This is a genomic window from Pseudomonas sp. YY-1, from assembly GCF_002843095.1.
Taxonomy (GTDB): domain Bacteria; phylum Pseudomonadota; class Gammaproteobacteria; order Pseudomonadales; family Pseudomonadaceae; genus Aquipseudomonas; species Aquipseudomonas sediminis_A.
The window spans coordinates 22443-35179 of the sequence record NZ_PJLX01000002.1; the positions used below are offsets into that span (position 1 = coordinate 22443).

The following is a 12737-nucleotide window of genomic DNA, read 5'->3' on the forward strand; positions in this document are numbered from 1 at the left end:
CCATGGAAAATAACCAACCCATCATCGTCAAGCGGGTCAAGAAGACCGCTGGCGGACACCATGGCGGTGCCTGGAAGATCGCCTTTGCCGACTTCGCAACCGCCATGATGGCGTTCTTCTTGGTCATGTGGCTGATGACATCGGCCACTCCGGAACAGAAGAAAGCCATTTCCGGCTATTTCCAGGACCCGATCGGTTTCACCGAGAGTGCCAGTCCATACGCCATCGATCTGGGTGGTACGCCCACGCCAGCGCCCGAGCGCACCCTCAATCCGGACATCTCCGAGACGCCGGAGAGTCAGCCGGATGAGACCGGAGTCAGCACCGATCAGATCGAAACCCTGGCCGAAAAGATGGAGCAGGAGCGTCTGGAGCTGCTATTGCAGGAGTTGCAGAACAAGGTCGAGGAGAACCCCGAGCTGCAGCGCTTCAAGGATCAGATACTGTTCGAAATCACTCAGGATGGCCTGCGCATCCAGATCATGGACGCCGAGAACCGACCGATGTTCGCCCTCGGCAGTGCCAACCTTCAGCCCTATTTCGAAGACATCCTGCTGGCCATGGCCGACACCATTCGCGCTGTGCCGAACAAGATCAGCGTCAGCGGGCATACCGATGCCAAGCCGTTCATCGGCCGTGGTGATTTCGGTAACTGGGAGTTGTCATCCAACCGTGCCAATGCCGCGAGGCGCACGCTGGTGGCCGGCGGGTACCCGGACGAGCAGGTAGCGCGTGTCGTCGGGTACGCTTCGTCGGCGTTGTTCGATCGTGAGGATCCGTTCAATCCGGTCAATCGGCGCATCGATATCGTCGTGCTGACCAAGAAGGCGCAGCGCGCTATCGAGGGCGAGCAGGGCGCGGGTGCAGAGCCGTCAGCACAAGAGCCGGCCCCCGCCGGCAGCCCGCCAGTGCCGCCCGCCGACGCGCTACCGGCCGATCAACTGCGTGAGCGGTTGAATATCTTCGAGACTGGCAGCAGTCCGCTCGACCAGTTGAACAATCAGTAATCGTCTTCCGGCAGGCTGGCGATGATGTGTCGGTAGCTGGCCATGCGCTGTGGCTGTACGCGGCCGTCTTCCAGCGCCTGCAGCAGTGCGCAACCGGGTTCGCGATCATGCTTGCAGTCACGAAAGCGGCAGCGCCCGAGCAGGTCGTGGAATTCGATGAAGCCGGCTTCCACGTCGTCCCGGCTGACATGGCCAAGGCCGAACTCGCGGATGCCGGGGGAGTCGATCAATTGGCCGCCACCGGGAAAGTGGAAAAGTCGAGCGGTAGTGGTGGTGTGCGTGCCCTTGCCGGTCAGCTCCGACAGCGCACCGACACGCGTATCGACGCCGGGCAGCAGGCTGTTGACCAGCGATGATTTGCCCACGCCAGATTGACCCACGAATACGCTGACGTTGCCGTTCAAGCGCTGTTTCAGCTGCTCCATGCCGTCGCCCTGATGGGCCGAAACCTCCAGCAACGGATACTCAAGCTCACGATAGACCTTGAGCAGAGCGTCCAGCGCGACCTGGTTCTGCTCGTCGATCAGGTCGGCCTTGTTCAGCAGCAGCAATGGGCGAATGCCCGCGTGCTCGGCGGCCACCAGATAACGGTCGATCAGGTTGGCGTGCGGCTCGGGCAGCGGTGCGAAAACGATGACGATCTGGTCGACGTTGGCCGCCACTGGCTTGAGTTGGCCGCGCATGTCGGGGCGGCACAGCTCACTGTTTCGCGGCAATTGCGCGACGATGACGCCATCACCCTGATTGCCCGGACGCCAGACCACCTGGTCGCCAGTGACCAGCGCCGGCAGGTTGGCGCGCAGGTGGCAGCGAAACACCTGGCCGGCCATCTCACCCTGCAAGCCCTCGATTTCCACCTGCACGCCGAAGTGGGCTATTACCAGGCCGGTCTGTTCCGGGCCGAGGTCACCGCCTTCCAGTGCTTCCACTGCCTTCGATTCACGCTTGGCGGCGCGGGCCGCGCGCTCACCTTGAATCTTTTCGATCCGCCAGTTCTGGCGGCGGTTGAGTTGGCGTTTGGCCATGGAGCTTCCGGGTAGTGGAGTGTTGATCGCGGCGAGTTTAGCATGAGCGCTCGGCGGCCATTCGGCTGTCAGGAACAGAGGTCGGGAATGACGATAGGCGAGGAAAGAACGGTGCTGCGGCTACCGTTGTTGCGCGCTCTTTTAGCGCAGGGCCTGTCCCTGGCGCTGGTGGTGGTGCTGGTCTATCTGCTGGCGTTACTGCCTTGGCGCATGTCGTTGTTTTCAGTGGCGCTGCTACAAGGTGTCGTGGCCGCCGGGATCGGCTGGCGCTTGGGGCTGTCACGCTGGTGGTTGTGGATCAATCTGGCGTTTCTACCCGCACTGCTGGTGATGCAGCGCGCTGAATTACCGGCCTGGCTTTTCCTGCTGGGATTCGTGCTGTTGCTGCTGGTCAACTGGAACAGTTTGCGTGAACAGGTGCCGCTCTACCTGAGTGGGCGCAAGGCACAGCAACGTCTGCAGCAGTTCATGAGCGAGCGTGAGCCGCCGCTGCGCTTCGTCGACCTGGGGTGTGGTACGGCAGGTACGGTACTGCAGCTGGCCAGGCAGTTTCCGCGCGGACAGTTCGTGGGGGTCGAGACGGCGCCCCTGCTCTTCGCTTTCGCCTGGCTGCGCTGCTTGCTGCAGGAAAACTGCAGCATTCGTTATCGGAGCTTGTGGCAGGTCGAGCTTGGCGAGTTCGATGCCGTCTACTGCTTTCTCTCGCCTGTGCCGATGCCGCGCCTGTGGGCCAAGGCGCAAGCCGAGATGCGCGCTGGCAGCTGGCTGATCAGCAATACCTTCGAGATTCCGGGTGTGCCAGCTGATCGCGAGCTCGACGTCAGCGAAGGGCGGCAAACCTCTCTGTTTCTCTGGCACATGAAGGGCGCCGAGATCCGCTAGACTTGGCGCCTGAGCCAAGGAGCCTAACCATGCAAAACCCCAACAACCTGATCTGGATCGACCTGGAAATGACCGGGCTGGAGCCAGAGCGTGATGTGATCATCGAGATGGCCACTATCGTCACCGATAGCGAGCTGAACGTGCTGGCTGAGGGACCGGTGATCGCCGTTCACCAGAGCGACGAGGCTCTGGCCGGCATGGACGAATGGAACACCCGCACCCATGGCCAGAGTGGCCTGACTCAGCGCGTGCGAGAGAGCAAGATCGACAGCGCCGCTGCCGAGGCGCAGACCATCGCCTTTCTCGAACAGTGGGTGCCGAAAGGTAAGTCGCCAATCTGCGGCAACAGCATTGGCCAGGATCGCCGCTTTCTCTACAAGTACATGCCGGCGCTGGAAGCCTACTTCCACTACCGCTACCTGGACGTATCGACGCTGAAGATCCTGGCGGGCATGTGGGCGCCAGAGGTCAAGGACAGCTTCCAGAAAACCGCCACTCACCAGGCACTGGACGACATTCGCGAATCCATCGCCGAGCTGCGTCACTACCGCAAGCATTTCCTCAAGGTGTAAATGAGCCCGCTCGTAGGGTGCGCCGCGCGCACCGAGCGGTTGTCGCGGTGCCGGCGTTAACTCGTGTAGCCCGGATGAAATCCGGGAAAATTCATCCGGCTACAGCGCGCTGTGCCGATCCAGCGCCCATTCCACATGCTCGCGCACAAGTTCCGACGGGTGTTCGCGGCGGGCATTGAGCGCCTGCAACACCGGGATGGTCGAAGGTGCATTGCCAAGACCGACTGCCAGGTTACGCAGCCAGCGCTCGTAGCCGGCGCGGCGTAGCGGTGAACCTTCGGTACGGCTGAGAAATTCTTCTTCCGTCCACAGGAACAGCTCGGCCAGGCCGCTGTTGTCCAGGCCGTGGCGTGGCTGGAAGTCGCCCTGCTCGGTGGGACGAGCGAAGCGATTCCAGGGGCAGACGATCTGGCAGTCGTCGCAGCCGAACACCCGGTTGCCGATCGGCGCGCGCAGCTCTGTCGGAATCGAGCCTTTCAGCTCGATGGTCAGGTAGGAGATGCAGCGCCGGGCGTCCAGCATGTAGGGGCCGGCGAAGGCCGCTGTGGGGCAGATATCCATGCACGCGCTGCAACGTCCGCAATGCTCGCTGCCATGCGGTGTGTCCACCGGCAGTGGCAGGTCGACGAACAGCTCGCCGAGAAAGAAGTAGCTGCCGGCCTTGCGATTGAGCACCAAGGTGTTCTTGCCTATCCAGCCGAGGCCGGCCTTTTCGGCGATGGCCTTTTCCAGCACCGGGGCACTATCGACGAAGGCGCGGTAGCCGAACGGGCCGATCTGCTGCTGGATGCGTTCGGCCAGTTGCTGCAGGCGCTTGCGGATCAGCTTGTGGTAGTCGCGGCCCAGAGCGTAGCGCGACACGTAAGCTTGCTCCGGCTCCTGCAGGCGCTGGGCCATCTGCGTATCGCCGGGCAGATAGTCCATGCGCAGGGACACCACGCGCAGGGTGCCGGGCACCAGCTCATCCGGGTGCGAGCGCTTGCTACCGTGGGCGGCCATGTAGTCCATCTCGCCCTGGTAGCCAGCATCGAGCCAGCGTTGCAGGTGCGCCTCGTGCTCTCCCAGTTCGACATCGGTGATGCCGACCTGCTGAAAGCCCAGCTCGCGTCCCCAGTCCTTGATGGACAGGGCGAGGGCGTCGAGGTCGAGGGTTTGATCGGGCATGGGACGGGCGCAGGCGATGGACGTGGGTATAATTCTGCCAGACATCCGCTGCGAGCGAGCCATGCATCTACCCGCCTCTTTACCGTTGAGCCTGCACAGCGCCGAACAGGTGCGTGCGCTGGATGCGCAACTGATCGCCGCCGGCACCCCCGGCTTCGAGTTGATGCAACGCGCTGCACATGCGGCCTGGCGCGCCTTGCGCAGGCGCTGGCCGGATGCCGACGAAATCACCGTACTGGCTGGCCGCGGCAATAATGCGGGTGATGGCTACCTGATTGCTGCTCTGGCTCAGCGTGCCGGGTGGCGTGTGCGAGTGCTGGCGGCGGGCGATCCCGCTGCGCTGAGTGGCGACGCTGCTCAGGCTTGTGCCGAGGCCAGGCGTGCAGGCGTGGATATCCTGCCGTGGAGCGAATGCGCGCCACTGGCTGGCATCCTGGTCGATGCGTTGCTTGGCACGGGCCTGGCTGGGGCGGTGCGTGAGCCTTATGGCCAGGCGATACGTATGCTCAACCAGAGTGGCTTGCCGGTGCTGGCGGTGGATATTCCTTCTGGCTTGAATGCTGACAGCGGCGCGAGTCTCGGTGTGGCAGTGCGCGCCGATCTGACTGTGACCTTCATCGCCCTCAAGCTCGGCTTGTTGACGGGAGACGGTCCTGCGCTATCCGGTGAGCTGCAGTTCGACGATCTGCAAGGTGACGCTCAGCTGTTGCTCCAGGCGCCCAGCGTGGCGCAGCGACTCGATTCCGCCAACCTCCCACGGTTGAGCGCCCGCTCGCCTGTGGCGCACAAGGGGCAGTTCGGTCATCTGCTGGTGGTCGGAGGTGATCTGGGCATGGGCGGCGCTGCGCTACTCTGTGCTGATAGCGCATTGCGCGCCGGTGCCGGCCTGGTATCACTGGCGACTCGTCCCGAGCACGTTGCGGCGTCCCTGGTGCGGCGGCCTGAAATCATGTGCGCTGCAATCGCTTCCGCCAATCAGTTATTGGCACTGAGCGAGCGCGCCGATGTCTGTGTGGTAGGGCCTGGCCTGGGGCAGGGCGCCTGGTCGCGCAGTTTGCTTTCTGCTGTCTGCGGTCTCGATGTCCCTCAGGTCTGGGATGCCGATGCATTGAATCTTCTGGCTGCTGGCCAGGTCACCGCGCCTGGTCAGGGTGTGCTCACGCCGCACCCCGGCGAGGCGGCGCGCTTGCTGGGTTCCGATACCGCAAGCGTGCAGGCGGATCGGCCGGCTGCGGCGCGAGCGTTAGCGCAACGTTTCGGGCTGGTGGTGGTGCTCAAGGGCGCAGGCAGCTTGATCGCTGAACCGGGCGGGCGCCTGGCGTTGTGTGATCGCGGCCATCCGGCGATGGCGGGTGCGGGGTTGGGGGATGTGCTAGCGGGCTTGATCGGCGCGCTGCTGGCGCAAGGCATGGCAGCGTATGATGCGGCCTGCCTGGCGGTGTGGCTGCATGCGCGGGCAGGTGAGGTGCTGGCTGTGCAGGGGCGCGGGCTGGCTGCTGGTGATCTGCCTTGCACCATTCGTCAGTTATTGGAGGAGTTGTGTCCTTGTGTGAAGTGAAACTCGAAGCGGCTGACGAAGCTGCGATGCTGACTTTGGGTGCGCGGATTGCCGAGATCAGCGGTGGCCTGGGCATCATCTATCTGCATGGTGATCTGGGCGCCGGCAAGACCACCCTTTCACGTGGCATTTTGCGCGGCCTGGGCCATGCTGGTGCGGTCAAAAGCCCGACCTTTACCCTGGTCGAACCCTACGAAATTGGCGACGTGCGCGCCTTTCATTTCGATCTTTACCGTCTGGTCGATCCTGAAGAACTGGAGTTTCTCGGCATCCGTGATTACTTCGAGGGGGATGCCCTGTGCCTGATCGAATGGCCGCAGCGTGGCGCGGGCGTTTTGCCAAAGCCCGACCTGGACATTACCATTAGCCCCCAAGCGAGCGGCCGTTCGCTGTTGCTGCAGGGGCATGGGGCTCGAGGGGAGGCCTGGTGCAAGGCCCTGAGCGGCAAGCAATGAATAAGAAGCGATGGGGTTGGTTATGCGCATAGGCGCGCTGGTTACCGCTGTGGGAGTGTTGTTGGCGGCCCTGGCTGCCGAGGCCCTGGCTGCCTCCGATATACGGAGCGTGCGTCTGTGGCGTGCCCCGGACAATACCCGCCTGGTCTTCGATCTGTCTGGGCCGGTACAGCACAGTGTGTTCACCCTGGCCGCACCTGATCGCATCGTCATCGACGTCACGGGTGCCAAGCTGGCCACCAATCTCGAGCAGCTTTCGCTCGCCAATACCCCGATCACCGGTGTGCGCTCGGCTCAGCGCAGCGCTGACGACCTGCGCGTGGTCATCGATTTGTCGGCGCCGGTGTCGCCGAAGAGTTTTACTCTGGCGCCTAATCAGCAATATGGTCATCGCCTGGTCGTTGATTTGTTCGACCAGGGCAGTGCGCCACCCGCTACGCAAACGCCCAGTATTGCTACTAGCGAACCTCCTGTGCCGGTCACGCCGACCCAGCCGCCACCCAAGTTGACCCCCGTGCCCAATGGCAAGCGCGATATCGTCGTCGCCATCGATGCCGGCCATGGTGGTGAGGACCCGGGTGCACTGTCGCCGGTCAAGGGACAGTACGAAAAGAACGTGACGCTGGCCATTTCCAAAGAGTTGCAGCGGCAGATCAATGCCGAAAAGGGTTTCCGAGCCGAACTGGTCCGCACGGGGGATTACTTCATCCCGTTGCGTAAGCGCACCGAGATCGCGCGCAAGAAAGGCGCTGACCTGTTCGTCTCCATTCATGCCGACGCGGCGCCGCGTTCCTCGGCGTTCGGCGCTTCGGTCTATGCCTTGTCCGAACGGGGTGCTACATCCGAAACCGCGCGCTGGCTGGCCGACGCCGAGAACCAGTCCGACCTGATCGGTGGCGCCGGCAACGTCAGCCTTGATGACAAGGACAAGATGCTTGCTGGTGTGTTGCTGGACCTGTCGATGACCGCGTCACTGTCCTCCAGCCTCAATGTCGGGCAGAAGGTGCTATCGAACATGGGCGGCATCACCCCGCTGCACAAGCGCCGCGTCGAACAGGCGGGCTTCATGGTGCTGAAATCGCCGGATATTCCCTCAATTCTGGTGGAAACTGGCTTCATCTCCAACCCCAACGAGGCGAGAAAGCTGCACACTGCCAGCCATCAGCAGGCGCTGGCGCGTTCGATCACATCCGGGGTCAAGCAGTTCTTCCACGAAAACCCACCACCCGGCACCTACGTCGCCTGGTTGCGCGACGAGGGCAAGATCGCCGCTGGCCCGCGTGAGCATGTGGTGGCACGTGGCGAGAGCCTGGCGTTGATCGCCCAGCGTTACCAGATCAGCCTGGCGTCCCTGCGTAGTGCCAACAAGCTCAATGGTGACGTGATCAAGGTCGGCCAGACATTGCAGATACCCGCCACAGCGCTGGCAGCCCAGTAGTGAGTGTCATGTCCCGTATTCATTTGCTCAGCCCGCGCCTGGCCAACCAGATCGCTGCGGGCGAGGTGGTCGAGCGTCCGGCGTCGGTCGCCAAGGAATTGCTGGAAAACAGCCTGGATTCCGGTGCGCGACGCATCGATGTCGAAGTCGAACAAGGTGGCGTCAAGCTGCTCAAGGTGCGCGACGACGGTGGCGGCATTGCCCCGGACGACCTGCCGCTGGCCTTGGCGCGCCACGCCACCAGCAAGATCCGTGAGTTGGAAGACCTCGAAGCCGTGCTCAGCATGGGCTTTCGTGGTGAGGCGTTGGCGTCGATCAGTTCGGTGTCGCGCCTGACCCTGACTTCGCGTACCGCTGATGCCGAGCAGGCCTGGCAGGTGGAAACCGAAGGCCGTGACATGGAGCCGCGGGTGCAGCCTGCCGCGCATCCAGTCGGCACCTCGGTGGAAGTGCGTGACCTGTTCTTCAATACCCCGGCGCGGCGCAAGTTCCTGCGTGCCGAGAAGACCGAGTTCGACCATCTGCAGGAAGTGATCAAGCGTCTGGCGCTGGCCCGCTTCGATGTCGGCTTCCACTTGCGTCACAACGGCAAGACCGTGTTTGCTCTGCACGAGGCGGGCGACGAGATCAGTCGTGCGCGCCGCGTCGCTTCAGTCTGTGGGCCGGCTTTTCTCGAGCAGGCGTTGCCAATCGAGATCGAGCGCAGCGGTCTGCGTTTGTGGGGGTGGGTCGGATTGCCGACCTTCTCCCGTAGTCAGGCGGATCTGCAGTATTTCTACGTCAACGGCCGCATGGTGCGCGACAAGCTGGTTGCGCATGCGGTGCGCCAGGCGTATCGCGACGTACTGTTCAATGGCAGGCACCCGACTTTCGTGCTGTTTCTGGAAATCGATCCGTCGACGGTGGACGTCAACGTTCACCCGACCAAGCATGAAGTGCGTTTCCGCGATAGTCGCATGGTTCATGACTTCCTTTACGGCACATTGCATCGTGCCCTGGCCGATGTGCGCCCGGAGGATCAGGTGGCGGCCCCGGCGGCCATATCGCCCGTGGTGCGCCCGACCGGCCTGGCCGCCGGGGAGTTCGGCCCGCAAGGCGAGATGGGCCTGGCCGCCAGCATTCTTGAAACCTCGCCGGCCACTGCACAGCCGGCCTGGCGCGGCAGTGGTGCTGGTTACCAGCAGCCTGCCGGTAACCCCGGCGTATCCGCTGGTGAAGCCCAGGCTGCATATCGCGAGTATTTTTCGCCACTGCCGGTTGCCCAGGTTCAGCCCATGCCGCAGGAGCAGGGCGACATTCCACCACTCGGTTATGCCGTGGCGCAGCTCAAAGGCGTTTACATCCTTGCCGAAAACGCTCAGGGCCTGGTGGTGGTGGATATGCACGCTGCCCACGAGCGCATCACCTACGAACGCCTGAAACATGCCATGGCCAGCGAAGGTTTGCGTGGCCAGCCGTTGCTGGTGCCCGAGTCCATCGCCCTCAGCCAGCGCGAGGCCGATTGCGCCGAGGAGCATGGCGAATGGTTCCAGCGTCTGGGCTTCGAGCTGCAGCGTCTCGGTGAAGAAACCTTGGCGATTCGCCAGATTCCGGCCCTGCTCAAGCAGGCCGAGGCCACCCAGTTGGTGCGTGATGTGCTGGCTGATCTACTGGAGTACGGCACCAGCGACCGCATCCAGGCGCATCTCAACGAACTGCTGGCGACCATGGCCTGTCATGGCGCGGTGCGCGCCAACCGGCGCCTGACCCTTCCCGAGATGAATGGCTTGCTGCGTGATATGGAACAGACCGAGCGCAGCGGCCAGTGCAACCACGGGCGCCCGACCTGGACGCAACTCAGCATGGATCAGCTCGACAAGCTGTTCATGCGCGGTCAGTAATTGAATAAAGCCCTGAGTCAGGGGCGCCCGTTTTCGTGTTTCGAGTCATATCGATGTCTTCGCTTCCTCCTGCAATCTTCCTGATGGGGCCGACCGCTGCCGGCAAGACCGACCTGGCCCTGGAGCTCGCTCGCGTGCTGCCGTGCGACCTGATCAGCGTCGACTCGGCGCTGGTCTATCGCGGCATGGACATCGGCACGGCCAAGCCGGAGCGCGACGTTCTGGACGCGTTTCCCCATGCATTGATCGACATTCGTGACCCGGCCGAGAGCTATTCGGCGGCGGAATTTCGCACCGATGCGCTGGCAGCGATGGCTGAGAGTGCGGCGCGCGGGCGTATCCCGCTGTTGGTCGGTGGCACCATGCTCTACTACAAGGCCTTGCTGGAAGGGCTGGCCGATATGCCCAGTGCTGACCCGGCGGTCCGCGCCGAGCTGGAGGCGCGTGCGGCGGCCGAAGGCTGGGAGGTGCTGCATCGGGAGCTGGCAGTGGTCGATCCGCAGTCCGCTGCGCGTATCCATCCCAATGATCCGCAGCGTCTGACTCGGGCGCTAGAGGTCTATCGCCTGAGCGGCATGAGCATGACCGAACATCGCCTGCGCCAGGCTGCAGGAAATCCCGATGCGGGCACATCAGGCGCCGGGCAATTACCCTATACTGTTGCTCAGCTTGCTATCGCACCAGCGCAGCGTCAGGTTTTGCATGACCGCATCGCTCAACGATTTCGGGTGATGTTGGAACAGGGTTTCGTGGAAGAGGTCCAAGCCCTGCGTAGACGAAGTGACTTGCACGCGGGATTGCCGTCTATACGGGCGGTGGGTTATCGCCAGGTATGGGAATACCTCGACGGCGACCTGTCCCGGGACGAAATGGTCGAGCGGGGCATCATCGCCACTCGGCAATTGGCCAAGCGTCAGTTCACCTGGTTACGCGGTTGGGAGAACCTGCATTGGCTCGATAGCCTGGCCTGCGACAATCTGTCTCGCGTCTTGAAATACCTGGGAAGCGTCTCCATATTGAAATGAGACCTTGCCGCTGGTCGTCTATCCTTGGGGGTGGGACGGCCTGAAGCCATTGTTTACCTACTAAAATTATTGAAATTGATCCTCGAAAGGAGTGCGGCACATGTCAAAAGGGCATTCGCTACAAGACCCTTACCTGAATACCCTGCGTAAGGAACGCGTCCCTGTTTCCATCTATCTGGTCAACGGCATCAAGCTGCAGGGCCAGATCGAGTCCTTCGACCAGTTCGTCATCCTGCTGAAGAACACTGTCAGCCAGATGGTCTACAAGCATGCCATCTCCACCGTCGTGCCAAGCCGTCCGGTACGCCTGCCAAGCGCTGGCGACTCCGAGCAGGGCGATAGCGAGCCGGGTAACGCCTGATAGGGGGCTGCATTGTTCTTCGAGCGTCATGAGGGCGGTGAGCGGGCCATCCTGGTTCATCTGGAAGGCCAAGACTCCGAGGCGAGCGAAGATCCCCAGGAGTTCCAAGAATTGGCCATGTCGGCGGGTGCTGACATGGTCGCTTTCTTTAGCGTGCCCAGCAGTCGCCTGACTGCCAAGTTTCTCATCGGCAGCGGCAAGGTCGAGGAGTTGCGCGACCAGGTCAAGGCTGTTGAGGCCGATCTGGTCATCTTCAATCACACCCTGACACCCAGCCAAGAGCGTAACCTTGAGCGCGCTTTCGAATGTCGTGTGCTTGATCGTACGGGGTTGATCCTCGATATCTTCGCGCAGCGTGCGCGCACCCACGAAGGCAAGTTGCAGGTCGAGCTGGCTCAGCTCGATCACATGAGCACGCGCCTGGTGCGTGGTTGGACCCACCTCGAGCGGCAGAAGGGCGGTATCGGTCTGCGTGGCCCAGGTGAAACCCAGCTGGAAACCGACCGCCGCTTGCTGCGCGTGCGCATTCGCCAGATCAAGCAGAAGCTCGAGAAGGTGCGCAGTCAGCGCGAGCAGGCGCGCCGTGGGCGCAGGCGCGCGGACATTCCTTCGGTTTCTCTGGTGGGTTACACCAACGCTGGCAAGTCCACGCTGTTCAATGCCCTGACGACCTCCGAGGTTTATGCGGCTGATCAGTTGTTCGCCACGCTCGACCCGACCTTGCGGCGTCTCGAACTCGACGACCTGGGGCCGATCGTGCTGGCCGATACCGTGGGTTTCATTCGTCACCTGCCGCACAAACTGGTCGAAGCCTTCCGTGCTACGTTGGAAGAGTCGAGCAACTCCGATCTGCTACTGCACGTTATCGATGCCCATGAGCCCGAGCGTATGGCGCAGATCGAGCAGGTACAGAACGTGCTCAAGGAGATCGGCGCACACGAATTGCCGATGCTCGAGGTATACAACAAGCTGGATTTGTTGGATGGTGTCGAGCCGCAGATCCAGCGCGATGCTGATGGCAAACCGCTACGCGTCTGGTTGTCGGCCCGCGAGGGACGTGGCCTGGAACTGTTGCGTCAAGCAGTGGCGGAGCTGCTGGGTGAAGATTTGTTCGTCGCTACGCTGCAATTGCCGCAACGCTTGGGGCGACTGCGTGCGCAGTTCTTCGCGCTGGGGGCAGTGCAGAGCGAGGAGCATGACGAGTTGGGGCATAGCTTGCTGGCGGTACGTTTGCCGCGAGTCGAGCTCAATCGCCTGGTGAGTCGCGAAGGTTTGGAGCCTCAGACCTTCATCGAGCAACATACTTTGCAATAAAGCCTGGGACAGTGGCTTTGCTGTCACCATAGGGCTTTGGGTAGCATTGGCCGGCG

Annotated in this window: 12 protein-coding genes; 10 read left to right on the plus strand and 2 right to left on the minus strand. The window is 62.5% G+C overall.

Annotated elements, in window-relative coordinates; genetic code table 11:
• Window positions 1–2 precede the first annotated feature (2 nt).
• Window positions 3–1007, plus strand: a complete 1005-nt coding sequence (gene motB, locus CXP40_RS02870) for a flagellar motor protein MotB (RefSeq protein WP_106732506.1) — start codon at window positions 3–5, stop codon at window positions 1005–1007.
• On the opposite strand, the gene rsgA is transcribed toward motB, so the two are convergent.
• Complete coding sequence (gene rsgA, locus CXP40_RS02875) at window positions 1001–2032, minus strand: small ribosomal subunit biogenesis GTPase RsgA (protein WP_106732507.1); 1032 nt, start codon at window positions 2030–2032, stop codon at window positions 1001–1003. The two genes, motB and rsgA, sit on opposite strands and share 7 nt — an antisense overlap.
• Window positions 2033–2119: 87 nt before the next feature.
• On the opposite strand from rsgA, the gene CXP40_RS02880 reads away from it, so the two are divergent.
• Both CXP40_RS02880 and orn read left to right on the plus strand, forming a co-directional pair.
• Window positions 2120–2914, plus strand: a complete 795-nt coding sequence (locus CXP40_RS02880) for a class I SAM-dependent methyltransferase (RefSeq protein WP_106732508.1) — start codon at window positions 2120–2122, stop codon at window positions 2912–2914.
• A gap of 29 nt (window positions 2915–2943) precedes the next feature.
• Window positions 2944–3486 (plus strand): oligoribonuclease, encoded by a 543-nt coding sequence (gene orn / locus CXP40_RS02885; protein ID WP_099522717.1) that lies wholly within the window; start codon window positions 2944–2946, stop codon window positions 3484–3486.
• 99 nt (window positions 3487–3585) lie between these two features.
• Here the strand turns inward: orn and queG are convergent, their stop codons facing one another.
• Window positions 3586–4650, minus strand: a complete 1065-nt coding sequence (gene queG / locus CXP40_RS02890) for a tRNA epoxyqueuosine(34) reductase QueG (RefSeq protein WP_106732509.1) — start codon at window positions 4648–4650, stop codon at window positions 3586–3588.
• Between the two features lie 61 nt (window positions 4651–4711).
• Here queG and CXP40_RS02895 point away from each other — a divergent pair, with 61 nt between their 5' ends.
• The 7 genes from CXP40_RS02895 to hflX all read left to right on the plus strand — a co-directional run bounded on the left by CXP40_RS02895 (window position 4712) and on the right by hflX (window position 12681).
• Window positions 4712–6208, plus strand: coding sequence for an NAD(P)H-hydrate dehydratase (locus tag CXP40_RS02895; RefSeq protein ID WP_106732510.1), 1497 nt, complete (start codon window positions 4712–4714; stop codon window positions 6206–6208).
• Window positions 6196–6663, plus strand: a complete 468-nt coding sequence (gene tsaE / locus CXP40_RS02900) for a tRNA (adenosine(37)-N6)-threonylcarbamoyltransferase complex ATPase subunit type 1 TsaE (protein ID WP_106732890.1) — start codon at window positions 6196–6198, stop codon at window positions 6661–6663. Before CXP40_RS02895 ends, tsaE begins: the two co-directional genes overlap by 13 nt.
• A gap of 22 nt (window positions 6664–6685) precedes the next feature.
• Window positions 6686–8101 (plus strand): N-acetylmuramoyl-L-alanine amidase, encoded by a 1416-nt coding sequence (locus CXP40_RS02905; RefSeq protein WP_106732891.1) that lies wholly within the window; start codon window positions 6686–6688, stop codon window positions 8099–8101.
• Window positions 8101–9981 (plus strand): DNA mismatch repair endonuclease MutL, encoded by a 1881-nt coding sequence (mutL, locus tag CXP40_RS02910; RefSeq protein WP_177429618.1) that lies wholly within the window; start codon window positions 8101–8103, stop codon window positions 9979–9981. The genes CXP40_RS02905 and mutL overlap by 1 nt, the downstream gene beginning before the upstream one ends.
• Window positions 9982–10034: 53 nt before the next feature.
• A complete protein-coding gene (miaA, locus tag CXP40_RS02915; RefSeq protein WP_106732512.1) occupies window positions 10035–11006 on the plus strand; it encodes a tRNA (adenosine(37)-N6)-dimethylallyltransferase MiaA in 972 nt (323 codons plus the stop codon).
• Window positions 11007–11106: 100 nt separating this feature from the next.
• Complete coding sequence (gene hfq / locus CXP40_RS02920) at window positions 11107–11367, plus strand: RNA chaperone Hfq (RefSeq protein ID WP_024306757.1); 261 nt, start codon at window positions 11107–11109, stop codon at window positions 11365–11367.
• Window positions 11368–11379: 12 nt separating this feature from the next.
• Window positions 11380–12681: a ribosome rescue GTPase HflX gene (hflX, locus tag CXP40_RS02925; RefSeq protein WP_106732513.1), complete on the plus strand. Its 1302-nt coding sequence runs from the start codon at window positions 11380–11382 to the stop codon at window positions 12679–12681.
• The last annotated feature ends 56 nt before the right edge of the window (window positions 12682–12737 follow it).

What these genes read in the sequence shown, in the direction of transcription:
- CXP40_RS02905 (WP_106732891.1), top strand. Translation starts at nt 6,686, where the DNA reads ATGCGCATAGGCGCGCTGGTTACCGCTGTGGGAGTGTTGTTGGCGGCC.
- CXP40_RS02895 (WP_106732510.1), top strand. Translation starts at nt 4,712, where the DNA reads ATGCATCTACCCGCCTCTTTACCGTTGAGCCTGCACAGCGCCGAACAG.
- queG (WP_106732509.1), bottom strand. Translation starts at nt 4,650, where the DNA reads ATGCCCGATCAAACCCTCGACCTCGACGCCCTCGCCCTGTCCATCAAG.
- orn (WP_099522717.1), top strand. Translation starts at nt 2,944, where the DNA reads ATGCAAAACCCCAACAACCTGATCTGGATCGACCTGGAAATGACCGGG.
- CXP40_RS02880 (WP_106732508.1), top strand. Translation starts at nt 2,120, where the DNA reads ATGACGATAGGCGAGGAAAGAACGGTGCTGCGGCTACCGTTGTTGCGC.
- rsgA (WP_106732507.1), bottom strand. Translation starts at nt 2,032, where the DNA reads ATGGCCAAACGCCAACTCAACCGCCGCCAGAACTGGCGGATCGAAAAG.
- miaA (WP_106732512.1), top strand. Translation starts at nt 10,035, where the DNA reads ATGTCTTCGCTTCCTCCTGCAATCTTCCTGATGGGGCCGACCGCTGCC.
- hfq (WP_024306757.1), top strand. Translation starts at nt 11,107, where the DNA reads ATGTCAAAAGGGCATTCGCTACAAGACCCTTACCTGAATACCCTGCGT.
- motB (WP_106732506.1), top strand. Translation starts at nt 3, where the DNA reads ATGGAAAATAACCAACCCATCATCGTCAAGCGGGTCAAGAAGACCGCT.